Below are 24,179 nucleotides of genomic sequence, written 5' to 3'. Positions count from 1 at the left end.
TAACGCTTCTGTCTAAAATAAACTAAAATTATTAATATGCGGGTTATTAGAGGTAATCAATATGTCAGTGTTTAACGAAACGATGCGCCAGAAAGGTCAAGCCGAAGAAGATATGTTCTATGCGAAGTTAGATCAGGAACTTATTGCCGCGCTACATAAAAAATACGATAGAGAGCAGCAACAAGTATTACAGCAAATACCAACGAATTCAGGTTACGATCGTTAGCGCTTAAATCAACAAAGCATTATACCTAATCAAAAAATAAAGAGACCAACGCTTTTAAAGCACCGTGATCGACTAATGTGGCGCTACCAACTAGAAAAATAATCATGCCAGCAATAAAATATTTGAATAATTGATGTACACCATTATCTAAAATAACTTCGGGTGTTGTATTTTTTAATTGCACTTGGGCTTGTTCCCTATCCACGCTTGCCAATATTTTTTTCTGCTGTAAATACCGGTGTAAATTAAATCTCGCGATAGCGGCAAATAAAAATCCCGATAACATAATTACACCCAACATCCATTCTAAATCAGCCATTACTCTTCCTTAAGTATCGATAACAACACGATAAGATTATTTAATAAGAACAATATCATTGAGTTATAACACCGTTGAATTAAAAAAGTATGACACTGGGACTGATAAATGACTAATCGTCATTTTATAATAAAAAAAAAGGCTGAAATGAATAATCATTCCAACCTTTACTATTAGTACGCTATTTACTGCTGGTTAACTATTTAAATAAAGTAGTTATACCAAGTATTTACAATGCGGTTTCTAAAATCTGACGGCTTACTTCCAAGGTGATATTTTTACGTTCACCCAGTGCCACCATGCCGTGTTTCTCTAATTTCGCAATTAAATTGTCAATATCAGCAGACGTAATACCCGCCTCCGTAAGCGTTGTCGGTACTTCCATGGCTTTAAAAAATGCTTCTGTTTTTGCTATCGCTTGATCGATTTTTTCATCTTCATCAGCAACTGTAATGTTCCAGACACGTTCAGCATATTGCAGTAATTTACTACGCTTGTCTTCACGTAGTACTTTCATGACTGCAGGTAACACGATTGATAAACTACGCGCATGATCAACACCGTGTGCGGCTGTTAATTCATGACCAATCATGTGTGTTGCCCAATCATGCGGTACGCCAGCACCAATAAGACCGTTTAACGCCATCGTTGCCGACCACATAATATTGCCGCGGATCTCTAAATCATCTTTAGTCTCAGGTTTTAATGCTTTTGGCCCTTCTTCGATAAGCGTCAACAGTAGCCCTTCAGAAAAACGATCTTGTACTTTCGCGTTAATGCTATAAGTCATGTACTGTTCCATAGTATGAACGAATGCATCTACAACACCATTACTGATTTGACGATCAGATAAGCTCAAACTCACTGCTGGATCTAAAATCGCAAACGTTGGACGTACTAATGGACTACCAAATGATAACTTGCTGCCATCACGTGTAATAACAGCACCACCATTTGACTCAGAACCCGTTGCTGGTAATGTTAAGACAGCGCCCATAGGTAATGCTTTAGTAATTGGCGCATGTTTACTTAGGATATCCCAGGCATCATCACCTTCAAATACTGCCGCTGCAGCAATAAATTTACTACCATCAACAACCGAACCACCACCAACAGCTAGAATATAGTCCACATCATGTTCGTTAATTACGTCTAATGCTTTAATTAATTGGTCATATGTTGGATTTGGTTCAATACCTGAAAACTCAACCCAGTTATGTTCTGACAATGCTGTCACAACTTGATCATATACGCCATTTGACTTAATAGAACCACCGCCGTAAGTCACTAATACTTTAGCATCTAATGGAATTTCTTTGCTGATCGCTTTAATTTGGTCATCACCAAAATGAATGCGAGTTGGGTTTTGAAACGTAAAGTTCAACATATTTGTTTCCTAGTATTAAGCATGTGCGATTAGTTTTTCAGCAACTAATGCTGAAGACGCTGGATTTTGACCTGTGATGATTAAACCATCTTGTACCGCAAACGGCGTCCAATCAGCAACTTTCTGATAGTCTCCGCCACGCTTTACAAGCTCATCTTCTAATAAAAAAGGTACGATATCAGTTAATTGTACAGCATCTTCTTCTGTATTTGAAAACCCTGTTACCGCTTTACCTTTAATTACATACTCACCTTCAGGCGTTTTAACGTTTAGTAGCGCCGCACTTGCATGACAAACAGCTGATACTGGTTTGTTATTCGCAATAAACGCAGCTAATAAATCAATTGATGTCGTGTTGTCAGTTAAATCCCATAATGGACCGTGCCCACCAGGATAAAATACCGCATCAAAGTCTTGTTCTTTTACATCCACTAATTTAACTGTTGTCGCTAGCGCTTGCTGTGCGACATCATCAGCATCAAATCGACGAGTTGCGTCCGTCTGCATGCTTTCATCCGCACTTTTAGGATCAATTGGTGGCTTACCACCTGCTGGTGATGCCAAAGTAACTGTCATTCCAGCATCAACAAATACATAATAAGGTGCAGCAAGTTCTTCAACCCAGAAACCTGTTTTCTCGCCTGTATTGCCCAAATCTGCATGTGATGTTAATACCACTAAAATATTCTTACTTGTGTTGTTCTTATTCATGATAATTCCTCTCGCTTTAAAGTTGCGTCAATGATTTCTGTCTGAGCTGCTATGCATACTGTATGCGCGTTAACAGCGAATAGAGACAGTCTACACCTCAAAATAAAGTCTAACAATGCAGAGTAAATTGATTACACTGTTCAATATTTTGATACAATCAGTTTGTTATCTTCATTATCAGGATTCATTTATGCATGTTTCTTTTGAACAGTTAAAAAGCATGGTTGTATACGCACAGATTGTCGAACAAGGCACGCTTTCAGCTGCCGCTCGGCATTTAAACCTATCTCGCGCCGTTGTCAGTTACCATCTTAAAAAGCTTGAGACTCAATTAGGCCTCAAGTTACTTAACCGAACAACCCGTAGTTTTACACTTACAGAAGCGGGTCAACAGTACTACCAACACTGTCAAGAAATAGCGCAGCAAGCTGAAGCCGCAAATCAACAAATCGAGAATTTAAAGCACGAGCCTGAAGGATTGATAAAGGTAACATGTCCGGTTAATGTCGGATTACAGATCATTGTCCCAGCTTTAAACATGTTCAAGATCCAATTTCCGAAGATTGAATTGGACATAATACTTACCGATGATATCGTTAACATTATGCAGGAAGGCATTGATCTTGCGATCAGAGGCGCACCACTTACTGATTCAGGCTTACAAGCTCGCAAACTAATATCGATGAAAACCTGTCTATGTGCATCACCTGATTATTTAAACAAGCACGGTCGGCCAACAACCCCTACCGAACTTGTCGAGCATAGCTGGGTGTTATACAAATTAAGTTCAAGTACATTAACACTAACGAAAGGAAGTCGAGCTTACAGCGTAAAACCAAAAGGAAGTATTAGCACCAATAATGCAGCAGCAAGAACAGCGTTTGTAGAAGGCGGTCATGGCATTGCACGTATTCCTTTTTACGATGCAGCCCCAAAAATCGCAGCCAACAAACTAGAACAACTGTTGTCTGATTATAAACTCTCGAACATTGATCTATATGGCGTTTTTCCACCTGGAAGCGCGGGTTCGAAAAAACATAGGGTGTTATTGAGTTTCTTAAGGGAACATTTTAATCATTTAGCGAAAAAATGTGACCGAGATCGAACTATTACTTTTTAGGCATTATTTGTACGTTCTAAACCTCTCTAAACCAGAGTTTGAGGCTAGACTTAGAATTAATCTTAAACAAGTGGAGATAAGCCAATGCAAGCAGCAGCATTTATAAATGAGAAATCTGTATTATTAACCGACAATGTGAATAAATTTCTCATGCATAAAATCAATTACACAGTATTAAGTAACTTGGTGTGGGATGTTTTACAAGATTGGCAATCTCTAGATGTCATCGACGAAAAAGTATCAGGGGAGAAAGAGCAGATATTTTGGTTTCTCATTTTTGAATTACACTATTGGGAGGAGAACACATTAATCAAGGATGCAGAACTGCGTAAGAAATTATACGCCTGTACTTTGTATCTAGAACGTGAGCAAGATCTACCGAAAAACTGTATTGGTTTACGCCCAAATCGATATGTGTCAGAGGAAAGCTTAACAAATATGGAGAAAGATACCGTTACATCAGATTAGATTGAAAACATAAGCAGCTAATAAATATGTCTAATAATAGAATGAATACATTAAAAAACCCCTTAGTTTCAATTTAACCAAGGGGTTAATGGTTTTATTCGACTTCTTCTTCCGCAAATTGAATACGCGCTAAGCGTTCCAATTCCTCTTCTCTTGCCGCATTGATTTCATCTAAAATACCTTCTACATCCGCAGATTCTGTACTTTCAATAAACTGACCCGTCAATTTAACGTCAACAGTAAGTTCTGCAGCTTCGTATAAAGCCCACATTTCTTTAGCATATTTTGTGTTAAGTAATTCAGGTGCATATTGTCCGTAATACTGGGTCATATTATCAACATCACGTTCCAGCATCCACTTGGCATTATTGTTTGCTGACGCATCAACCGCTTGAGGCAAATCAATAATAACAGGTCCATGTTCATCAACAAGCACATTAAATTCGGATAAATCACCATGAATAAGTCCATCGCAAAGCATTAGCCTTACATAATGGATCACTTTATCATGATCAATTACAGCCTGTTCAGGGCTTAATTCAACATCCGCTAAACGCGGCGCAGCAAAACCATCAGCATCGGTGACTAGCTCCATGAGTAATACACCGTCGAAGCAACCATAAGGTTCAGGAACGCGCACACCCGCATTATCTAAGCGATATAATGCATCAACTTCAGCATTTTGCCATATTTTCTCTTGTTCGTTACGCCCAAAGCTAGAGCCTTTTTCCATTGCACGAGCACGTCGACTGTTACGAACTTTACGACCTTCTCGATATTGCACCGCTTGTTTAAAACTGCGGTTCTCTACGTCTTTGTAAACCTTCGCGCAACGGATCTCCTGACCACAACGCACAACGTATACCGTTGCTTCTTTACCACTCATTAACTGACGTAATACTTCGTCAACAAGCCCGTCATCAACAAGAGGTTGTATTCTTTGAGGCACTTTCACTAGTTGTTATTCCCTAGTTAACCGTTACATGAACCTAGGATAATAACATTAAGTGAATTTGTTTTAAAAGACTACCGCCTAATTTATGAACGACACTATAGAGTTTTTCATGTCATTCGCGGTTTACCACGCTGATAAAATAGCTACTGGCGTAAATTGCGGACCAAACTGCTCACACAATTGCTCTGCGCGCTGTTTAAAGTTATCCGCACCATAATGGTCAACGAATTGTAAAACACCACCCGTCCACGCAGGGAAACCCAATCCCATAATAGAACCGATATTCGCATCACGACTACTCGTCACAACGCCTTCTTCATATGCTCTAAGGGCTTCTAATGATTGCACGAACAATAATCGGTCTTTAACAGTATTAATATCCCAGTCATCCGTTGTCGGGAATAAGTTAACTAAACCAGACCACAACCGTTTTTGTCCTCTTCCGCTATAATCATAGAATCCAGCGCCAGCCGATTTACCAAGTCGTTTTAGGGCAAGTAATTGATCTAACACCCCATCGGCAGGATTATCAAATTGCGTTTTACCCTCGGCTTTTAAATCAATTCGAGCTTGATTACGTACATTATCAATCAGTGACAAGCTAACCTCATCAATAATGGCTAAAGGCCCTACGGGTAACCCTGCTTGAATTGCCGCATTTTCAATGACTTCTCCTGGAATACCTTCACTTAACATGCGCATCCCTTCCGATACATACGTAAAGAATACCCGTGATGTGAAAAAACCACGAGAATCATTAACAATAATGGGCACTTTACCAATCTGTAGCACTAAATCATAAGCCGCAGCCAAAGTAGCTGACGATGTTTTATCACCTTTAATAATTTCAACAAGTGGCATTTTATCCACAGGAGAGAAAAAGTGCAGACCAATAAAGTTTTCAGGTTTTGTAGACGAACTAGCTAAACTGGTAATCGGCAATGTTGATGTATTGGATGCCATAATAATATCATCACCAACAACCTGTAATATTTCTATTGTTGCTTGAGATTTAATTTTCCGATCTTCAAATACCGCTTCAATCACCATTTCACAGCCAATTAAGTCAATGGGATCTTTTGACGGAATAATGCGATTCAATATTGCCCCTTTTTCATCATTCGTCAATTTACAATTGGCCAGAATGGATGCGGTATATGACTTTGCAAATACCGCTTTCTCAAGACTAATATCTTTTAATATGACAGTAATACCATGGCTTGCTAAAGCATAAGCAATACCAGCCCCCATCATACCCGCACCTAATACACCGATTTTACTGAATGTCGTTAACGCAGGTTCCTTCGGTCGCGACGCACCAGCTTTAATCTCGTTATGCTGATGCCAAAACGTATTCATCATATTTTTAGCGACTTGACTGCGGATGACATGAATAAAGTATCGTGTCTCTATCCGTAATGCGGTGTCAATATCAACGTCTGTTGATTCGATCATCACTGATAATATCGCTTCAGGTGCAGGTTGGTTCCCTTGTGTTTTTTTCTTCAGTATTGCAGGGGCGGTAGCGATAACAACAACCATATGCGGATCGCTAACATCACCGTCTGGAAGCTGATAACCCTTATTATCAAAACATTGTCTCACAGGCAATGATTGCGACAAGATCCAGTTCGTTGCTTGGGCCATCATTTGAACATTTGATGCCGCTATTTGATCTATTAATCCAAGCGCTAAACCCTCTTGGCAATCAAATAATTTACCCTTGAGTAAGTAAGGTACTACTGCCTCGACACCCATCAATAGAGTCATTTTGACAACACCACCCACACCTGGCATTAAGCCTAATGTGACCTCTGGTAAGCCTAGCACTACTTTTTTCGATAATGCTATGCGATGGTGACAGCCTAACGCGAGTTCCCAACCACTGCCAAGTGCTGCACCATTAATACATGCAACCACAGGCTTTCCGCATGTTTCTAGCCATCGCATTGCCGCTTTCAGCGAAGACAATAATAAGTAAGTGTCCTCCACACTTTGCTCTGCACATGCGCTAAGCGCCGTTATATCAGCACCAGCAAAAAAACTTAATTTTGCAGATCGTAATATGACCCCAGCAAACTGCATATCCTTTAGTTTATTAATCGTCACTATGTAGTCATCAATAAACACACGATCAAGTAGATTAACCTTTGAGTTAGGCTTATCAAAAATCAAATGGACTATCCCTGCATCGTCTTGCTCTAAACAGATTGATGACATACTTTACCCCTCTACACGTTCAATAATTGTTGCGATCCCCATGCCGCCACCGACACATAAAGTGACAAGCCCACGTTTCAAGTCACGCACTTCCAATTCATCTAACAATGTCCCTAAGATAATTGCCCCCGTAGCCCCAAGTGGATGACCCATAGCAATAGAACCGCCATTGACATTAACAATATCTGGCGAGATATTAAGTTCGCTCATAAACCGCATTACAACGGCAGCAAAGGCTTCGTTGACCTCAAATAAATCAATATCGTCGATGGTTAATCCCGCCACTGCTAATGCTTTTTGGGTCGCGGGTACGGGTCCAGTCAACATGATTGTTGGATCAGCGCCGACCACAGCAGTAGCAACGACTCTTGCTCTTGGTTTCAATCCCCATTTAACGCCCGCTTCAGCACTACCGAGTAAAACCAACGCCGCGCCATCGACAATCCCAGAGGCATTACCTGGTGTATGTACATGTTGAATTTGCCCTACTTGTGGATAATGACGTTTAGCAACACTATCAAAAACAGTTTGACCAAGACGACTAAAGGAAGGGTTTAACTTTGCTAATGTAGCGAGAGAACAATCTGGACGAACAAGCTGGTCTTTATCAAGTAGTAACATGCCATTGCGATCACATACAGGAACAACTGATTTATCGAATGCGTTATGCTGCCAAGCCGCTGTAGCACGTTGATGGGAACGAACAGCAAAAGCATCAACATCTTCACGACTATAGCCATCCAGTGTCGCAATTAAGTCAGCGCCGATACCCTGTGGCATATAGTCAGTGGCTAGGCTTGTTTCAGGATCCATCGACCAAGCGCCACCATCGCTGCCCATTTTTACACGCGACATTGATTCAACACCGCCTGCAATGACTAGGTGCTCCCAACCCGATCGTATTTTCATTGCTGCTATATTGACTGACTCTAGACCTGACGCACAAAATCTATTTAAGCTAACCCCTGCAACGTTATCTTTCCAACCTGCAACTAATGCAGCTGTTTTAGCAATGTCAGCACCTTGATCCCCAATAGGCGTAACACAGCCTAACACGATGTCATCCACCGCATCAGTATCAAAACCATTGCGAGTCTGTAAATGGTTAAGTAAATCAGCTAACAGGTTAACGGGCTTAACTTCGTGTAAAGCACCACTTGGTTTACCTAAACCTCGCGGCGTTCTGATCGCGTCATAAATGAATGCTTGGGGGATCATCGATACCTCCTAGATAGAAATAAAAGAATGCGTTTTTTAGTGAATTCTACTCTTTATATTATTATCTTAGTTGAAACAAAAGCAGCGCACAACAATAACAATAGCACAACAAAACTGAAGCAATGGTGCGGCAGATCATAGGATTTAAGCTGATATTTTATCAATAAGCTTGAATACTTTTTGCCGAATTTCCACTCTTATCCTGTAACTCAACATCTGCACCACGAGCGATAAGTAACTTTTTTAACTCATCACGACCAAACAGTGTTGCATACATAACAGCAGTCTGCCCTGCATTATTTTGTTGATTTGTATCACAATCACTTTTCATCAGTGTATTTGCAATTTTAAATTCGGCTCTAAAAATCGCCGCCATTAATGCAGTATTCCCCCTGTTATCCTTGGCGCACACATTTGCGCCTCGTTTAATTAATGTATTAACAATAGATATTTTACCGTTATATGTTGCGACCATTAAAGCTGTATAGCCTTTATTATTTTTTACATCAATTGGTAACCCTGCATTTAAAAATTCATTAACAACCTCATCATCACCTGTTCTCGCAGCAGCATAATAATACGGTAGCAGCGTATTATATTCAGCGTTATCAGATAACTCATTAGCACTTAAGCTCGTGATGAAAAATAAAAATACGACAGGAATAAGAAGGTACTTTATTGGTGACCATTTTTTAAAATAAAACATGTGATAATACTCAATATGTGGATGTGAATGCGAAAGGAAGTCCTTTCGCATTACTATTCAAATTAACTTATAAGCTCATCGCCATTTTTATAACTTTAGCAAGATCACCGTTTACCGCTTTTGTTAATTGTGTACCGTATTCAGTATCAGCTTTATAGAAAAAACTCAGCATCGTGTACTTCACATTCTCATTTTTAACCGCACCAAGATCTCCTGATAGGTTTCGAATTAAGTTACGCTGTTCCTGTCCAGTAAAACTACGGTAAAGTTCGCCAGCTTGCGCAAAGTTAGATTGCTTATCTATAGCGAGTTGCTGCACATAACCCGTTAACGAAGGCGTAGAATGACGTGCTTTTTTATCTTCGACAACACCTTCGCTACTTGGCTGATAATTAATATTAGACATTGTTACGCCCATATTATGGGCGCCATCTTGGTTATAGTTCACCACATTCACAATAGGTCTGTTAATCGGTAATTGCTGATGATTTGCACCCAAGCGATACATTTGCGTATCAGAGTAAGAAAATACGCGTCCTTGTAATAATCTATCTTCTGACGGTTCAATACCTTGGATTAGGTTTGCAGGTGACATTGCTACTTGTTCCGTTTCTTGGAAAAAGTTTGTTGGCATTCGATTTAATGTCATCGTTCCAACTTTCGTTTCAGGAATATTAGTCCACATTTTAGTTACGTCTAACGGATTATATTTAAAGTTATTCAGATCAGATGGGTTCATCACCTTAATGTAAAGATCCCATTGTGGATATTGTTCCTCCGCAATGCTGTCATATAAGTCTCGTGTTAAATGCTGAAAGTCCTTCGATTGAACATTAGCAACCTCATCTAGATCTAAATTATCAATACCTTGGAGGCTCTTCCAATGAAACTTAACATAATTAACTTCACCGGATTCGTTAATCATCTTATATGCATGAACACCAAATCCATCCATTTTACGGTAACTTGCTGGTGTACCATTATCACTGTAGAGCCAAGTTAACATGTGAGTAGAACCAGGTTCATTTGAAAAGAAATCAAAAACGCGATTAGGATCTTGAATATTAGTAACAGGTGATGGTTTTAACGAGTGGACCATATCAGGAAATTTAATCGCATCTCTGATAAAGAATACAGGCATGTTAAGACCAACAAGATCCCAATTTCCCTCATCCGTGTAAAACTTAGTTGCAAAACCTCTAGGGTCACGCAATGTCTCAGGACTGCCCTTGCTGTGTATTACAGAAGAAAAACGCACAAACACAGACGTTTCTTTATCTTTACTTGCAAACGGTGCAGCTGCTGTAATAGCACTGAAGTCCTGAGTCGCAACAAATACACCATGAGCACCAGTACCGCGGGCATGTACAACTCGTTCAGGGATACGCTCACGCGCAAAACGTTGAAGTTTTTGTATCAGTTGTACATCTTCTAATAAAACACTGCCATTGTTTCCAGCTGTCATTGAATTCTGGTTGTCACCTACAGGTGCACCATTATCTCGAGTAAGAGTTACCGCAGCTGCATTAAAGGCAAGGCTCATACTTAAGGCAATCACTAAATACTTTTTATTTAAATTCATTTTCTGTCTCACTCACATTATTAAATATATAATTGAGTTCGCAGTCTAGAATGATTATTTGCATAAGTTAAAACGTTATAACCTAAGTTATTGAATGGTAAAGGCTATCACTCTAAAAACATTGATAGCTAAAGGCTATTGAATTATTAGGTGATGATTATCAATATCCAGCTGGACTTTTATCGCTTATGTATAAGATAATCCATCCAATAATAAATTCTTAAACAAGATAACTATGCCTCTTCGAGATTACCAACAAGCAGCAGTAGATGCAGCTTTAGCTCACTTTAGAAAATCAGACCAGCCCGCAGTTATCACCTTACCGACAGGCGCAGGAAAAAGTCACGTATTGGCAGAATTAGCACGTCTAGCGAGACATCCAGTACTTATCCTTGCCCATGTAAAAGAACTGGTAGAACAAAATCACAGTAAATTTGAACATGATGGTTTTGAAGCCGGTATCTTCGCGGCAGGTTTAGGTAAAAAACAAGACAGCTTCAAAACTACCTTTGCAAGTGTGCAGTCTTTAAGCCGTAATTTAGATAAGTTTGACGGCTTTTTCTCGCTATTAATTATTGATGAGTGTCATCGTGTTAGTTTAAGTGAAGATAGCCAATACCAAAAAGTCATCAGCCATTTAAAAAAGACGAATCCCAAGCTGAAAGTACTGGGCCTCACAGCGACGCCTTATCGTTTAGATAAAGGCTGGATATATAGAAAACACTATCAAGGCTATGTAAGAACAGAAGATGAGACACCCTTTGAAAGTTGCATATTCGAACTGCCTTTACGCTATCTTGTGCAAAAAGGATTCTTAACCACACCCGCAGTTATTGATGCACCAGTTGCGCGTTATCAGTTTGACGACTTGCCACGGGAATACAATGAAGTGCAACTGGATCAGTTTTTAGCGAAAAGCCCGCGCGTAACACAAGCTATCTGTAAGCAATTGATCGAACTTGCCGCCAATCGTGAAGGCATCATGATCTTTGCCGCCAGTATTAAACATGCTCAAGAAATATTTAAACTATTGCCAGACGAACAAACCGCTATCATCACAGGTAAAACCGCCATTAAAGAACGTGATGAACTGATCCGCCAATTCAAAGCCAAAGAAGTAAAATACCTCGTCAATGTATCTGTATTAACAACCGGTTTTGATGCACCACATGTCGATGTTATCGCCATTTTACGCCGTACAGATTCAGTGAGTTTATACCAACAAATTGCGGGTAGAGGACTACGACTTGCGGAAGGAAAAACAGATTGTTTAATCATTGATTACGCCGGTAATGGATTTGATTTATATCAGCCAGAGATCGGATCAACCAAGCCAAATAGTAATAGCGATTTGGTACAAGTACCCTGCCCGAGCTGTGATTTTGCCAACTTGTTTTGGGGTATAACCGATGCCGACGGTGATATCATTGAGCATTATGGTCGACGCTGCCAAGGATTAGTTGAACTCAGTAATGGCAGTGAAGCACAATGCAACTACCGTTTTAAATACAAGCAATGCCCACAATGTAATGCTGAAAATGATATAGCCGCTCGCGAGTGCCAACAATGTCATGTCGATTTGATCGACCCTGATAATCAATTGAAAAAAGCGCTGCAACTTAAAGACCGTAAGGTGTTACGCTGCTCGGGTATTTCAGCGCTAGCTGATGGCGATAAAATCAAAATAAATTACCATGATGAAGATGGTGATGTTGTCAAAGAGACCTTCTATTTTAGTAATAACAAACAACGCCAACGATTTTTCAGTATTTTTTCTAGAACCGTCACAGGGTCACCGATTAGCGCGACCACTGCCGAGCAAATCACAGCCCAAATTCAAAGCTTTGTCGCGCCAGACTTTGTCATTGCAAAAAAAGAAAAATACTTCTGGAAAATCGAACATCGTATATTTGACTACAAAGGGAATTACCGAAAAGCCAATCAGCAATAAAGCATTCCTAAGTCACTAAAGCTTGAAAAACAGTCATAAAAGTTTAAAAAAAAAGCAGTTGGCTGTCACTCTTTTAGAGGTATTGTCAACAGAAAAAACTACTAAAATCACCTATTTGGTAAATATACGTAAATAAGCACTTTTAATCTATAAAAGACTTGATTGGGACCCGTTAACATCTAGAATGAGTAGTATAAATACATCATCTGAACGAGCCATGGTAGATATTTATAGACTGGCTCAGCCTCACCTCAGAACTTATATAACGTTTATATAAAACCCCGGAGTTTATCAATTCATGAAAAAGTGGACCTTCGTCATGTTACTAATCGCACTTGCCTTGTTTGGTAGTGTAATTGGTTTTAATCTTTTCAAACAAAAAAAGATTGCAGAATATATGGCCAACAGACCTGAACCTGAATTCCCAGTTACTGTTGTTGATACTAAAACAACTGATTGGATCCCAACAATTCAAGCTATTGGTTTCATTGAGCCTAACCAAGGTGTCGATATTGCCAACGAAATTGCTGGTAAAATCGATCGTATCGCCTTTGACTCAGGTACTAAAGTAACCAAAGGTCAATTATTGGTTAATCTAGACTCACGAGTAGAAAGAGCGAATCTAAAGAGTTCACAAGCAAAACTTAACGCAGCTAAATCGAAATATTTACGATACAAAGCACTTTACAAAAAAAATGCAGTATCGAAAGAAGCATTGGATGAATCTGAGGCGTCTTACTCTTCACTACTTGCTGATATCGAAAGTCAAAAAGCAGTGATTGAACGCCGCCAAATTACGGCACCGTTTGATGGTGAAATTGGTTTACGTAATGTATTCTTAGGTGAATTTTTATCTACTGGTACAACGATTGTTCGTTTGGAAGACACAAGTGTGATGCGTTTACGCTTCACTGTGCCACAAACACAAATCTCTAAAATCTATTTAGGCCAAATCGTTGAAATTTTCGTTGATGCTTATCCAGAAACAGCATTTAGCGGTAAAATCAGTGCAATCGAACCTGCGGTTAATTACCAAAGTGGTTTAATTCAAATTCAAGCTGATATTCCAAATAACGATTCACAACTGCGTTCAGGTATGTTTGCTCGCGCTAACATCATCCTACCGACAGTAACAGATCAAATTACACTGCCACAAACAGCAATCACCTTCACACTGTACGGTGACAATGTATATATCGTTCGTGAAGATGAGAATGGTGATTTACGTGTAACACAATCTGTTGTTAAAGTCGGTGAGCGTATCGATGCAATCGCTCATATTTTAGATGGCGTTAAAGCAGGCGATAAAATTGTTACATCTGGTCAAGTTCGTTTAAGTAATCACGCTAAAGTACGCGTTATTGAAAACGATACATTGAATGTGCCAGCTGAAACACCAATGCTTTAATCCGGAGGATACATGCGCTTTACTGATATTTTTATCAAGCGTCCTGTTTTAGCGGTATCTATCAGCTTTTTGATTGCATTGCTTGGTGTACAAGCAATTTTCAAAATGCAGGTTCGAGAATACCCAGACATGACCAATACGGTTGTTACCGTATCTACTGGCTACTATGGTGCCAGTGCCGATTTGATCCAAGGCTTTATTACTCAGCCCTTAGAACAAGCCGTTGCCCAAGCCGATAATATCGACTTTATGACTTCATCGAGTGTATTAGGTAAATCAACGATTACCATCACGATGAAACTTAATACCGATCCCAATGCGGCCTTATCCGATATTTTAGCTAAAACGAACTCAGTTCGTTCACTACTCCCAAAAGAATCTGAAGATCCAACCGTAACTATGTCTACGGGTTCAACGACTGCGGTAATGTATATTGCCTTTAGCAGTGATGAATTATCTTCCAGTCAGGTAACCGATTATCTTGACCGTGTGATCAATCCACAGCTATTTACCATTAACGGTGTATCAAAAGTTGACATGTACGGTGGTATTAAATACGCACTACGTGTTTGGTTAGATCCATTAAAAATGGCAGCGTATGACCTAACTGCAACCGAAATTATGGGTGTACTGAATAGTAATAACTATCAGTCTGCAACAGGCCAAGCGATTGGTGAATTCGTTCTTTATAATGGTAATGCTGACACGCAAGTGAAAGGCATCGAGGATCTCGAACGTCTTGTTGTGTCTACTGACAAAGGCCAAGTGATTCGTTTAAGTGACATTGCTAAAGTTACCCTAGAAAAAAGTCATGATGTGTATCGTGCATCCGCAAATGGTAAAGAAGCCGTTGTTGCTGCGGTCAACGCCGCGCCAACAGCCAACCCGATCAACATTGCTGCCGATGTATTAGCTATATTACCTGAACTTGAACGTAACTTACCCACTAACATCCACATGAACGTGATGTATGACTCGACAGTGGCGATTAATGAATCGATTAAAGAAGTAATTAAAACCATCATTGAAGCAGCCTTGATCGTGATCGTAGTAATTACTTTATTCTTAGGTTCATTACGTGCAGTAATCATTCCTATTGTTACAATTCCATTGTCGCTTATCGGTGTTGCTATGGTAATGCAGATGTTTGGTTTCTCATGGAACCTCATGACACTGCTTGCAATGGTACTGGCGATTGGTCTGGTAGTAGATGACGCGATTGTCGTATTGGAAAATATTGACCGGCACATTAAACTCGGTGAATCTCCTTTCCGAGCCGCCGTGATTGGTACCCGTGAAATTGCAGTACCCGTTATCGCGATGACAGTAACGTTAGGTGCAGTATATGCGCCGATTGCGTTAATGGGTGGTATTACTGGCGCACTCTTTAAAGAGTTTGCCCTTACCCTTGCTGGCGCGGTATTCATTTCGGGTATTTTAGCCCTCACATTGTCACCAATGATGTGTTCTAAAATATTATTAGCGAATGCGAAGCCGAACAAGTTTGAAAAAACAGTGCATGCCTTCCTCGAACGCATGACTAACGGTTATGAGAAAATGATCAGCGCAGTGATGCAAAAGCGCCCTGTCATGATCGCATTTTCTGTTATCGTATTTGCAGCTTTACCTATGTTGTTTAAATTTATTCCAAGTGAACTAGCACCGTCTGAAGATAAAGGTGTAATGATGATGCTGGGTACTGCGCCATCAAATGCTAACTTGGATTACATTCAAAACTCCATGGATGAAGTGAATACCAAGTTAAACGAACAACCTGAAATTGCCTACGCACAGATTTTCTCTGGTATTCCTAACTCAAACCAAGCACTTGGTATTGCGTCTATGGTCCCTTGGAGTGAGCGTGAAGCAAGTCAAGCTGAGATAGTTAAGCGTGTAACAGGCCTAGTGAAAGACGTTCCTGGCATGTCGGTTATTGCTTTCGAAATGCCTGAATTACCAGGTGCGGGTTCTGGGTTACCAGTGCAATTTGTTATTACTACCCCGAATAGCTTTGAAAGTTTATTCCAAGTAGCGACTGACGTATTGACTGAGGTGCAATCTAATTCACTATTTGTTTATTCTGATTTAGATCTTAACTACGATTCAGCAACAATGAAGATCAAGATCGATAAAGACAAAGCTGGCGCTTACGGCATTACCATGCAAGACATTGGTATTACGCTAAGTACGATGATGTCTGATGGTTATGTTAACCGTATCGATTTAAATGGTCGTTCATACGAGGTTATCCCTCAAGTTGAACGTAAATACCGCTTAAACCCAGAATCCATGAACAGCTACTACGTACGAGCTGCTGATGGCCGCGCCGTTCCACTAGGCAGCTTAATCAGCATTAATGTTGTTGCTGAACCACGCTCACTTCCTCACTTCAACCAGCTAAACTCAGCAACAATTGGTGCTGTTCCTAGTCCTGGTGTTGCGATGGGTGATGCAATTTCATGGTTCGAAAACACAGCATCAACTAAGTTACCAAAAGGTTATAGTTATGACTTTATGGGTGAATCTCGTCAGTTCGTAACGGAAGGTAGTGCCTTGTATATGACGTTTGCTCTAGCACTCGCAATCATTTACTTAGTACTGGCTATTCAGTTCGAATCAGCACGTGACCCATTAGTTATCATGGTATCTGTTCCACTTGCGATATCAGGCGCGCTAATATCACTTGCTTGGGGTCTTTCAACCATGAATATCTATTCACAGGTTGGTTTGATTACCCTCGTCGGTCTTATTACCAAGCACGGTATCTTGATTTGTGAAGTAGCAAAAGAAGAACAGCTACATCATGGTAAGAACCGAACTGATGCTGTAATTGAAGCAGCTAAGGTACGTTTACGTCCAATCCTAATGACAACAGCAGCAATGATTGCGGGCCTTATCCCGTTAATGTATGCCACTGGTGCAGGTGCTGAGCAGCGCTTTAGTATTGGTCTAGTGATCGTATCTGGTCTTGCAATTGGTACCCTGTTTACCCTATTCATCTTACCTGTAATTTATTCATTCCTTGCGACGGAGCACAAACCATTACCGGTTTTCGTTGAAGATGAAGAGTTAGAAGAAAGTGATAAACAGCATGCTATTGCGTGTGCTAAAGTAGCTTGCGAAGAAAAACCAGCAAGTTAATTCCAGCATATAAACGGCAGCTAAATCATGCCGTAATTAGTTCTAAATCAATATCTAGTTAGAATTGATGTAAAGAGGTCGCTTATGCGGCCTCTTTTTTACCCATCACTTCAGTTCAAAGGTATATTAAACACCTAGTGAATTTTAACCTTCTTCATCCTGTAATTGAGTATTCATCATGACGTCTTTAGAACACTTCCCTATTCCCTTGCTTGGCTTCGCCGCATTCAGTGGCACAGGTAAAACAACATTAATCACCCAGTTGCTACCTGAGTTAACCAAACGAGGCCTACGTATTGGCATGGTGAAACACAGTCATCATGATATCGAAATGGATAATCCTAACAAAGACAGTTATAAATTAAGAAAGGCAGGTGCTTGCCAGATGGTACTCGCATCACCACACCGAACTATTCTATTTGCAGAACAAGATGAACCAGCAGAACCCGCATTAATCACCCAGTTGAATTGGCTTAACACCAATGAATTGGATTTGGTGTTAGTCGAAGGGTTTAGGCATGAAAACTTTACCAAGATAGAATTGCATCGCCCTAGCTTAGGCAAGCCGATATTAGCGAATGAAGATAAGTACATTATTGCAATCGCCACGGATGCAGCGATTGATAAAACGGCTTTATTAGAGAGAGAGTTAACTTATTTAGAATTGAACGACATCAATGTCATCACTGACTTTATCGTGCATTATAGCCAACAATAATCGGCGTAATCTATTTTGATGGATTATGTCTATTTAGTCGAGTGATTCATCCGGTTATCACTCGATAGGCTCGAGTTTATCTTGATGGGTTAGTTCGCCAAGGTATGCTTGATAACTTGATTCAATGTCGATATCACATGCGGTTAAATCTTTCATTGCAATGCTTTCTAATAACTCTAATTCAGCTATATTCTCTTGTAATGCAAGTTGCTGCTCACGTAGTTCATCTAATCTTGTACGACTCTGGTGTAACATATACAACATACGAGGTGGGCTATCCGGTTTGTCATCATACAGCGCCAAATAATGCTTTGCTGATGCCAAGCTAATACCTAGACGTTTGCTACGTAAAATAATAATTAAACGGGCACGCTGACGATAATCATAATACATAAACCGTCCTCGACGTTCGGATTGTAATAATCCCTTCATCTCATAAAAACGAATAGCTCGTCGCGTGATCGAGAACTCTTCAGCAAGATCCGCCGCGGTATAATACGTCGTCATTAATTAAACCCTTATTTAAAAACTGCCCTATGCTTTGCAACTAATAATCTACCACAAATTCACCCTATTGCTTAATTTAAACCATAATTAGTGTTGCAAAGCTTATGTAGTGCATCGAGGTTAGTTATGCGTATCCCCAAATTACAATCAAGCCAATACTCGTGGTTTATACGTCCGATCTTGTGGTTACTTGCGAGAAAACAAAATAAGACCTTAAAACCCGCACAAATACTGGGGCGTAAGCCTAGGCTATTCGCTGCCGTCTTTCTATTATATAAAACCATTAATAGAAAAAGTTCCCCTATTCAACTCTATATTCACGCACTCATGAGTGTACGCGTGGCACAGCTAAATCAGTGTGAATTCACCATCGAACATGATTCTAAAGTATTACGCAGTCTTAAAGAAAGGTTGAATAAAGATAAATTATTAGATTGGCAAAATTGCAGTGATTTCAAGCCTCAAGAATGTGCAGTACTGGCCTATACCGACGCAATTACAAACACGTCATTACACGTGACTGACAGACATATAGATCAATTACGTTGTTATTATAATGATGATGAAATTGTTGAATTAACCACTATAATTGTATTTCAAAACATGACCACAAAATTCAACACTGCATTTGATGTCTGCAGAAAAACAGTTTAGAAAATTCAGTCCTAGCGCCTCGAAAAATAAGGGCCTGGAAACGAAAAACGAGAGTGTTAATACTTTTATTAAGTACTAACGCTCTCGCTATAATTGTAATACTAATCAAACAAATTGACTAAAATTAACGGCCCATACGTTTCAATGCTGACGTAGAAAAATCTTTACGTTTCGCTTTAACGTCGAACTGAATACCTTTGCGCTCTTCATTATTCAGACCTGTCACAAGGTAACGACCAGCGATAATATCATAGAGCGTTTCTGCAGCAAACCAGTTCACATCTGCGTTATAGTATTGAACTGAATGTGCTTCAGCAACACGCCATAAGTTACCACGTGCATCATAATGGTCAATCACACCGGCTTGCCAACTATCCTCATCAATAAAGAAGTTACGCTGTGCATAAACATGACGTTGGCCATCTTTTACTTTTGCTTGTACTTCCCACACACGATGCTTTTCGTAACGAGTGTATTCTTGGTTGATATGGCCAGGCTTCACAATATCTTTATATTCAAGATCGGTAGAAGAAAGGTTGTAAGAGTTATATGGAATATATAGCTCTTTTTTACCAATCAGCGTCCAGTTATAACGGTCAGGAGCACCATTGTACATATCATAGTTATCTGATGTACGTGAACCTTCTACGCCAATCCCTTCGCCATCATACGATACGTTTGGAGCCCGACGAACACGACGTTGGCCTGAATTATAGATCCATGCTTTACGTGGTTCTTTCACTTGGTCAATAGTTTCATGTACAAGGGCAATCGTACCTGTTAGACGTGCAGGTGCGATAATACGCTGCATGTAATAGAACAAAATATTGTCATCTTTCTTCGCATCACGACCGCCTTTCAGCGCTTCAGGAATATAAAATTTATCCTGTACTTTTACCGCCGTATAAGCACCGTTACGCTGCACTGGAATAGTGGTAATGACACGTTCAGCGTGACCACCACGATAACGGGTAATGTGATTCCAGATTACTTCTAAACCATTTTCAGGAATTGGAAACGGAATTGATATTTTAAAATTGTTTAAACCATTACCACCCGCCGAAAGACTCGTATTTAACGCGTTATCTTTAATTGTGGCATAGATATCATCTGGCTGAGCAAAACTACGGCGCGTTTTATAAACAGGCATCGTATAAGTATCAGGATACTTCTTAAACATAGCCAGCTGGCCAGGTGTTAAGTTGTCTTTGTATTGATCAACATTAGCCGCTGTAATAACAAACTGCGGTTTATCTGCTGCGAATGGATTCGTGACCCGATCATTTTTACCAATGTCAGTCCCTAGGATTGCGTTAGTAATACCACCCGTCCATGCTGGAATAGAACCGTCAGCATTACCCGCCGTAACCGCACCAACTGGCGTTAACTCTTTCCCTAATTTAGCCGCATCTGCCTCACTTACTTTTGCAAGTGCTGATGCCGAGAATGCCATAGCTACTGAAATCGCCGCTACGCTATATGCTTTATTTAAAACTTTCATATTAAAATCCTTTTCGATAACTTCTATTCGCTCTATCCGAATTTACTCTCTAAAACTTAATATACTTATCAATGCCTAATTAGAACGATATACCAACGGCAACAGAAACATAATCACGATCAGATAGCGGGTTAAAATCACCACCAAATTGGGTATAGCTCACTGACGCATTGTATTTTTTTAGGTAATCCGCTTTTAAGGCAACATTGATACCTGTACGACCTTCCTGGAATGTACCTTGTGGTTCAGGGCTGTAACCATAAACATCATGAGACCAAGCCACTGACGGTGCTAAATCAACACCAGCGAAAACATTACGGTAATCGGCTTTTACTGCTAGACGATAACCGGCACTGTCAGACGTTGTAAAGCCATCTTTATCATCACCTACGCCATCAAAACTAACGCCATAAACCGTTGCACGGCCATATTTAATGGCATCGTCTGATTCATCTAAGTCCCATACGTGACCATAACCCAGTTCAGCAACTGCGGTAATACGATCTGTACCCAGTACTTTATCGAAAAATTTAATAAATGTCAGTTGTGCTTGGCTATAATCAAAACGATCGAAACCATCTACAGTATCACCAGCATTTGCCTTTCGGTATTCAGGCGTTAACGGTGATCCATCGGCATCTGATAGTGCAGAAGCGAGAAGATCTGCGCCATTAATTTGCAGTGGCATATCCAGACGATGACTCACTTCACCTGATACTGCCCATTCTGAAACAGTGGTATTAAAACTAAGACCGAACAACTGAATATCTTCTGGATAAACAGTATGATAATGCGGGTTATATGCATCAACGCCTGGGATAAATGGTAATGGAGCCCCCGTAGAAGGGTCATTGATTGGTGTAGTATTATAAACACCAGCTTCGGCACTCGCATAGGGTAAACGAGAATGGTAGTTCATGTAATAAAAACCAAACTCTGTCGCGTTTAAACTTTCAGCATAATATTTGAATGCAACACCAAATTGACCATCATCTGATGCCATCTCATCCGTACCACGAGTTGCATAAATACCTGCATCATATAGACCTTTATCTGTTACACCAGTGCCAGGATCAACAACTAACGTGTTACAACCTTCAGCTAAATAATCCGCTGTCGAGAAATAAGTACCACAGCTATCAATCACTGTTGGTTCAAACTCTAATTGATAAAATGCTTCCACACTTAAATTATCAGTTAAACCAATATTAGCAAAAATCATATTTACTGGCAGTAAACCCTCTTTCACTTCTGCGCCAGGACGACGGAAAGCGGCTGCATCAACAGGGTTGACCGCATTAATACCGCCTTGAATGAATGAACTTTCACCCCAGTTAACCACTTGTTTACCAATACGTAAATCAACAGCAGTCTCGCCTAAGTAGAAACCAGTGAAGATATAAGCATCAAGTAATGCGACACCTTTCGACTTAGTTAAATCATTAAAGTCATCATCATTAATCGGTTGGTTAGCAACATAACCATTGGTACCACTACCGTGTATGACATCATTTTTATCTAATGCATAGTCATACCAATACTTACCACGGACAAAGGCACCAAAAGTTGTACCTTCTTCTGTTTCGTACGTTAAGCCTAGATCATGAAGTCCCTTAATCGTCTGAGTAAAAGCATCACCTTTAGCATAATTTAAGTTACCGTCATCACCCGTTGGTGTATTACCAGGTAAACCACCGTTACCCACACCCGCATTTTTAGCATCTGGGTTTTCAACACGCCAGCTTGAACCCGCTGTAATTTGTGAGTTAAATGAACCTTCAACATCACCCCAGTTAAATTCAATTGCATGTGGCGCGGCTGTATAGCCTGAGACAATTAGCGCAAGAGCAATTGGTGTTGTTTTAAAGAATTTCTTCTGAGTTGTATTTTTCATAATAGTATCCATGCTACACCTTTAATTTGTTTTCATTCCGTTAACAATTAGGTTGTAAGTATTATATTCACATAATACTTTTACTACACAGTGTCAGCTATAGGCTAAACGCGCCAAATTATTGTCAATCGAAGCCATGACGATATTTTATGCGAGCTATGTCAAATAATTACAGTAGATGTAAAAACTTTATATCGAGGAAGTAACCCCCCTAAAGAGGAGGTAAACAGAGAAATAGTACTAGATAGGTAGGTTAAACATGAATTAATTAATATGCGTACTTGTTAGTTTTTTGTTGCCTGATGGAATTGAAGTCGCCATTGCTGGTTGTTAAAACGCCAAATTGAACTACGTAAGCTGCCTGTTTCTTTTACCTTACCATCGTTAATTGAATTCGCTTGATAACAAACCAGCATTGTATCCGCTGCCAACTCAACAACTTTAAACTGAGTCAATCTCCAACGTTGCGTCGGTGACTTGGCTAATAACCATGCCACTATCTCGCTACGTGAGGTATAGGTTCCTATTGGTGATATCTCAAATAATTCAGGGTGTAAGACCTCATCAAGCTGCATGGGTGATTTCGAAAAATCAGTATGCAATAAGGTTTCTTCACGTTGTTTAAAGCGATCGATTAGTCCAGCGTCTGATGTGTAAAAATGATTCATACCTGTCCCTGCGTTCTATTAATACTTATTTTAACGATACGTTATGCCGCCATCCCCGCTACGGATAAATGAGCAGAAGGTAGGCGAATATCAACAAATGTAACACTGCTTAATCGATAAAGATGTATTTATGCATTTGAACAGACAGTTTCCAGTTACGTTCAATACACAGCTTGATCGCTAAATCTGTTGCACGTTTTTGCTGCGAGATAGGCTGTAAACACATAATCTTGTCCGCGGTGTCTATATTAGCGATTAGCTCGTCCAGCTCTTCAATGTGTTTTTCCATTGCGATCACATGTTTAATTTCATTTGCACGTCGCAGTGCACTCTGTAGAACGGGTAACTGACCTTTCATCTGGATCTTTGGTGATACTGTCACCCACGTCGTGTCTGTTGCGCGAACTTCGGATGTACCCGAAGTCTCAATTTGGCAGAAATACCCTGCATGTTCTAATTCACGCGTTAATTCAACAAGATCATATTGGCAAGGTTCACCACCCGAAATAACAATATGCTTTGCAACAAAACCATTTTTTTGTATCATGGCAATGAATTCTTGTGCAGTAAAGTTCGCCCAATGTGGTTTATCATCGCAAGCTTTGTTCACCGTTTGTTGTGACACTTGCATCTCGGGATCAACTGTCCATGTTTGTTTGGTATCACACCACGAACAACCTACATCGCATCCTTGTAGGCGAATAAAGATGACGGGATAACCAGTAAAATGGCCTTCACCTTGTACTGTTTCAAAAATTTCATTAACCGGATACTGCATTTTTATAACCTAATAAACTTCAAGTAACGTTTATTGTATCATCTGCC

21 protein-coding genes are annotated in these 24,179 nt (G+C 40.0%); 8 read left to right on the top strand and 13 right to left on the bottom strand.

The window, feature by feature from the left end; all coding sequences use genetic code 11:
• Nucleotides 1-61: 61 nt before the first annotated feature.
• On the top strand, nt 62-226 hold the full coding sequence (locus AKG98_RS22560; protein ID WP_198155584.1) for a hypothetical protein: 165 nt from the start codon (nt 62-64) through the stop codon (nt 224-226).
• A 25-nt stretch (nt 227-251) separates the two neighbouring features.
• Here the strand turns inward: AKG98_RS22560 and AKG98_RS20740 are convergent, their stop codons facing one another.
• The 3 genes from AKG98_RS20740 to AKG98_RS20730 form a co-directional block, all read right to left on the bottom strand.
• Nucleotides 252-545 carry a hypothetical protein gene (locus AKG98_RS20740; RefSeq protein WP_067050704.1) on the bottom strand — a complete coding sequence of 98 codons (294 nt, stop codon included), beginning with the start codon at nt 543-545 and terminating at the stop codon, nt 252-254.
• Between the two features lie 229 nt (nt 546-774).
• A complete protein-coding gene (locus tag AKG98_RS20735) occupies nt 775-1,932 on the bottom strand; it encodes an iron-containing alcohol dehydrogenase (RefSeq protein ID WP_067050701.1) in 1,158 nt (385 codons plus the stop codon).
• 15 nt (nt 1,933-1,947) lie between these two features.
• Nucleotides 1,948-2,643, bottom strand: coding sequence for a type 1 glutamine amidotransferase domain-containing protein (locus AKG98_RS20730; RefSeq protein WP_067050698.1), 696 nt, complete (start codon nt 2,641-2,643; stop codon nt 1,948-1,950).
• 190 nt (nt 2,644-2,833) lie between these two features.
• Here AKG98_RS20730 and AKG98_RS20725 point away from each other — a divergent pair, with 190 nt between their 5' ends.
• Together AKG98_RS20725 and AKG98_RS20720 are read left to right on the top strand one after the other, a co-directional pair.
• A complete protein-coding gene (locus AKG98_RS20725) occupies nt 2,834-3,763 on the top strand; it encodes a LysR family transcriptional regulator (protein WP_067050695.1) in 930 nt (309 codons plus the stop codon).
• Between the two features lie 84 nt (nt 3,764-3,847).
• Nucleotides 3,848-4,231, top strand: a complete 384-nt coding sequence (locus tag AKG98_RS20720; RefSeq protein ID WP_067050693.1) for a hypothetical protein — start codon at nt 3,848-3,850, stop codon at nt 4,229-4,231.
• Between the two features lie 94 nt (nt 4,232-4,325).
• Here AKG98_RS20720 and AKG98_RS20715 read toward each other — a convergent pair whose 3' ends face one another.
• The 5 genes from AKG98_RS20715 to AKG98_RS20695 all read right to left on the bottom strand — a co-directional run bounded on the left by AKG98_RS20715 (nt 4,326) and on the right by AKG98_RS20695 (nt 10,912).
• Nucleotides 4,326-5,186 (bottom strand): PA4780 family RIO1-like protein kinase, encoded by an 861-nt coding sequence (locus tag AKG98_RS20715; protein WP_067050690.1) that lies wholly within the window; start codon nt 5,184-5,186, stop codon nt 4,326-4,328.
• Between the two features lie 123 nt (nt 5,187-5,309).
• Nucleotides 5,310-7,406, bottom strand: a complete 2,097-nt coding sequence (locus tag AKG98_RS20710) for a 3-hydroxyacyl-CoA dehydrogenase NAD-binding domain-containing protein (protein ID WP_067050687.1) — start codon at nt 7,404-7,406, stop codon at nt 5,310-5,312.
• A 3-nt stretch (nt 7,407-7,409) separates the two neighbouring features.
• On the bottom strand, nt 7,410-8,624 hold the full coding sequence (locus tag AKG98_RS20705; RefSeq protein ID WP_067050684.1) for an acetyl-CoA C-acetyltransferase: 1,215 nt from the start codon (nt 8,622-8,624) through the stop codon (nt 7,410-7,412).
• Between the two features lie 160 nt (nt 8,625-8,784).
• Nucleotides 8,785-9,330 carry an ankyrin repeat domain-containing protein gene (locus AKG98_RS20700; protein ID WP_228140384.1) on the bottom strand — a complete coding sequence of 182 codons (546 nt, stop codon included), beginning with the start codon at nt 9,328-9,330 and terminating at the stop codon, nt 8,785-8,787.
• Nucleotides 9,331-9,397: 67 nt separating this feature from the next.
• Nucleotides 9,398-10,912: a catalase gene (locus tag AKG98_RS20695; protein ID WP_067050680.1), complete on the bottom strand. Its 1,515-nt coding sequence runs from the start codon at nt 10,910-10,912 to the stop codon at nt 9,398-9,400.
• A 235-nt stretch (nt 10,913-11,147) separates the two neighbouring features.
• On the opposite strand from AKG98_RS20695, the gene AKG98_RS20690 reads away from it, so the two are divergent.
• The 4 genes from AKG98_RS20690 (at nt 11,148) to mobB (ending at nt 18,130) form a co-directional block, all read left to right on the top strand.
• Entirely contained in the window at nt 11,148-12,863 is a 1,716-nt protein-coding gene (locus tag AKG98_RS20690) for a DEAD/DEAH box helicase (protein WP_067050676.1), read from the top strand.
• 298 nt (nt 12,864-13,161) lie between these two features.
• Nucleotides 13,162-14,271 (top strand): efflux RND transporter periplasmic adaptor subunit, encoded by a 1,110-nt coding sequence (locus tag AKG98_RS20685; protein ID WP_067050674.1) that lies wholly within the window; start codon nt 13,162-13,164, stop codon nt 14,269-14,271.
• A 12-nt stretch (nt 14,272-14,283) separates the two neighbouring features.
• Complete coding sequence (locus AKG98_RS20680) at nt 14,284-17,412, top strand: multidrug efflux RND transporter permease subunit (RefSeq protein WP_067050672.1); 3,129 nt, start codon at nt 14,284-14,286, stop codon at nt 17,410-17,412.
• Nucleotides 17,413-17,590: 178 nt separating this feature from the next.
• Nucleotides 17,591-18,130 carry a molybdopterin-guanine dinucleotide biosynthesis protein B gene (gene mobB / locus AKG98_RS20675; protein WP_067050669.1) on the top strand — a complete coding sequence of 180 codons (540 nt, stop codon included), beginning with the start codon at nt 17,591-17,593 and terminating at the stop codon, nt 18,128-18,130.
• Between the two features lie 57 nt (nt 18,131-18,187).
• Here mobB and AKG98_RS20670 read toward each other — a convergent pair whose 3' ends face one another.
• Nucleotides 18,188-18,637 (bottom strand): MerR family DNA-binding protein, encoded by a 450-nt coding sequence (locus AKG98_RS20670; protein ID WP_067050665.1) that lies wholly within the window; start codon nt 18,635-18,637, stop codon nt 18,188-18,190.
• A 126-nt stretch (nt 18,638-18,763) separates the two neighbouring features.
• Here AKG98_RS20670 and AKG98_RS20665 point away from each other — a divergent pair, with 126 nt between their 5' ends.
• Nucleotides 18,764-19,291 carry a carboxymuconolactone decarboxylase family protein gene (locus AKG98_RS20665; protein WP_067050662.1) on the top strand — a complete coding sequence of 176 codons (528 nt, stop codon included), beginning with the start codon at nt 18,764-18,766 and terminating at the stop codon, nt 19,289-19,291.
• Between the two features lie 124 nt (nt 19,292-19,415).
• Here the strand turns inward: AKG98_RS20665 and AKG98_RS20660 are convergent, their stop codons facing one another.
• From AKG98_RS20660 to queE, 4 genes are all read right to left on the bottom strand, one after another.
• Nucleotides 19,416-20,792, bottom strand: coding sequence for a DUF1329 domain-containing protein (locus AKG98_RS20660; protein WP_067050659.1), 1,377 nt, complete (start codon nt 20,790-20,792; stop codon nt 19,416-19,418).
• Nucleotides 20,793-20,871: 79 nt separating this feature from the next.
• Nucleotides 20,872-22,686, bottom strand: a complete 1,815-nt coding sequence (locus AKG98_RS20655; protein ID WP_067050792.1) for a DUF1302 domain-containing protein — start codon at nt 22,684-22,686, stop codon at nt 20,872-20,874.
• Between the two features lie 284 nt (nt 22,687-22,970).
• Complete coding sequence (locus AKG98_RS20650; protein ID WP_067050657.1) at nt 22,971-23,354, bottom strand: DUF4440 domain-containing protein; 384 nt, start codon at nt 23,352-23,354, stop codon at nt 22,971-22,973.
• Nucleotides 23,355-23,463: 109 nt separating this feature from the next.
• Nucleotides 23,464-24,132 (bottom strand): 7-carboxy-7-deazaguanine synthase QueE, encoded by a 669-nt coding sequence (queE, locus tag AKG98_RS20645; protein ID WP_067050654.1) that lies wholly within the window; start codon nt 24,130-24,132, stop codon nt 23,464-23,466.
• Nucleotides 24,133-24,179 lie beyond the last annotated feature (47 nt).

Origin of the sequence: Moritella sp. JT01, assembly GCF_001574435.1 — a bacterium.
Taxonomy (GTDB): Bacteria; Pseudomonadota; Gammaproteobacteria; order Enterobacterales; family Moritellaceae; genus Moritella.
This window is presented reverse-complemented; position numbering and strand designations above follow the sequence as displayed.

Excerpts from the sequence above, each read along its gene's own strand:
- AKG98_RS22560 (WP_198155584.1), top strand. The coding sequence starts at position 62 with ATGTCAGTGTTTAACGAAACGATGCGCCAGAAAGGTCAAGCCGAAGAA.
- AKG98_RS20740 (WP_067050704.1), bottom strand. The coding sequence starts at position 545 with ATGGCTGATTTAGAATGGATGTTGGGTGTAATTATGTTATCGGGATTT.
- AKG98_RS20735 (WP_067050701.1), bottom strand. The coding sequence starts at position 1,932 with ATGTTGAACTTTACGTTTCAAAACCCAACTCGCATTCATTTTGGTGAT.
- AKG98_RS20730 (WP_067050698.1), bottom strand. The coding sequence starts at position 2,643 with ATGAATAAGAACAACACAAGTAAGAATATTTTAGTGGTATTAACATCA.
- AKG98_RS20725 (WP_067050695.1), top strand. The coding sequence starts at position 2,834 with ATGCATGTTTCTTTTGAACAGTTAAAAAGCATGGTTGTATACGCACAG.
- AKG98_RS20720 (WP_067050693.1), top strand. The coding sequence starts at position 3,848 with ATGCAAGCAGCAGCATTTATAAATGAGAAATCTGTATTATTAACCGAC.
- AKG98_RS20710 (WP_067050687.1), bottom strand. The coding sequence starts at position 7,406 with ATGTCATCAATCTGTTTAGAGCAAGACGATGCAGGGATAGTCCATTTG.
- AKG98_RS20705 (WP_067050684.1), bottom strand. The coding sequence starts at position 8,624 with ATGATCCCCCAAGCATTCATTTATGACGCGATCAGAACGCCGCGAGGT.
- AKG98_RS20700 (WP_228140384.1), bottom strand. The coding sequence starts at position 9,330 with ATGTTTTATTTTAAAAAATGGTCACCAATAAAGTACCTTCTTATTCCT.
- AKG98_RS20695 (WP_067050680.1), bottom strand. The coding sequence starts at position 10,912 with ATGAATTTAAATAAAAAGTATTTAGTGATTGCCTTAAGTATGAGCCTT.
- AKG98_RS20690 (WP_067050676.1), top strand. The coding sequence starts at position 11,148 with ATGCCTCTTCGAGATTACCAACAAGCAGCAGTAGATGCAGCTTTAGCT.
- AKG98_RS20685 (WP_067050674.1), top strand. The coding sequence starts at position 13,162 with ATGAAAAAGTGGACCTTCGTCATGTTACTAATCGCACTTGCCTTGTTT.
- AKG98_RS20680 (WP_067050672.1), top strand. The coding sequence starts at position 14,284 with ATGCGCTTTACTGATATTTTTATCAAGCGTCCTGTTTTAGCGGTATCT.
- mobB (WP_067050669.1), top strand. The coding sequence starts at position 17,591 with ATGACGTCTTTAGAACACTTCCCTATTCCCTTGCTTGGCTTCGCCGCA.
- AKG98_RS20670 (WP_067050665.1), bottom strand. The coding sequence starts at position 18,637 with ATGACGACGTATTATACCGCGGCGGATCTTGCTGAAGAGTTCTCGATC.
- AKG98_RS20665 (WP_067050662.1), top strand. The coding sequence starts at position 18,764 with ATGCGTATCCCCAAATTACAATCAAGCCAATACTCGTGGTTTATACGT.
- AKG98_RS20660 (WP_067050659.1), bottom strand. The coding sequence starts at position 20,792 with ATGAAAGTTTTAAATAAAGCATATAGCGTAGCGGCGATTTCAGTAGCT.
- AKG98_RS20655 (WP_067050792.1), bottom strand. The coding sequence starts at position 22,686 with ATGAAAAATACAACTCAGAAGAAATTCTTTAAAACAACACCAATTGCT.
- AKG98_RS20650 (WP_067050657.1), bottom strand. The coding sequence starts at position 23,354 with ATGAATCATTTTTACACATCAGACGCTGGACTAATCGATCGCTTTAAA.
- queE (WP_067050654.1), bottom strand. The coding sequence starts at position 24,132 with ATGCAGTATCCGGTTAATGAAATTTTTGAAACAGTACAAGGTGAAGGC.